The organism is Algoriphagus sp. PAP.12, from assembly GCF_026652115.1.
Lineage (GTDB): Bacteria > Bacteroidota > Bacteroidia > Cytophagales > Cyclobacteriaceae > Algoriphagus.
In genome coordinates, this window is the sequence record NZ_JAPPSQ010000082.1 from 1 (window position 1) to 376 (window position 376).

1 protein-coding gene is annotated in these 376 nt (G+C 41.2%); it reads left to right on the forward strand.

The window, feature by feature from the left end:
* On the forward strand, positions 1 to 376 hold a 376-nt coding region (locus tag O0V13_RS21545; RefSeq protein WP_268037080.1), incomplete at both ends, for a RagB/SusD family nutrient uptake outer membrane protein.

Consider the following 376-nt stretch of genomic DNA (forward strand, 5'->3'; position numbering starts at 1 on the left):
TCTATTGGGAATCGTTTTGAAATCAAAATCTGATATCAATGATCCTGCAAGCAGGGCCACTTTGGCTGAATGTTACAATCAACTGATTAGTGACTTGGAAGAAGCTGTGCAGCTTTTGGCTGAGTCCACCGAATTTAAAACCAGACCCAATTTGGCTGCGGGCTACGGACTTTTGGCTAAAAGTCAATTGATGATGTTTGATTATGAAAAGGCTGCCAATTCTGCATCTCTTGCATTGGAACATTATCCATTTAGGCTGGACTTCAATGACCTGGATTTGGAAGCCCGTCGACCATTTACCCGATTTTATAATGAAACGATTTTTTACTCGGTTCTGCATAGCTCTTCTTATACAAGAGCAGGTCAGACTTTTGTG